Genomic DNA, 205 nt, shown 5'->3' on the forward strand with positions numbered 1-205 from the left:
TGGGGCATCATTCACCGGTGTGACTGTTACAGGAACCGTCACAGTGACACTGCCACCATTGCCGTCAGATACCACCACCGTGAACTCATCCTTACCGTTGTAATCTTTGTTGGGCGTATACGTAAACTCTCCGGTTTTCTCATCAAGTAAGACACTTCCCGAGGTTGGTTTTTTCTCAAGTGTATACTTCAAGGTATCGCCATCA

The 205-nt window shown here is 47.3% G+C and carries 1 protein-coding gene; it reads right to left on the reverse strand.

Annotated elements, in window-relative coordinates; genetic code table 11:
* On the reverse strand, positions 1 to 192 hold a 192-nt coding region (locus tag AC0SAP_RS10480), incomplete at its 3' end, for an Ig-like domain-containing protein (RefSeq protein ID WP_473384121.1).
* Positions 193 to 205: the final 13 nt, after the last annotated feature.

It is taken from the genome of Ignatzschineria sp. PL_is040 (assembly GCF_055813795.1).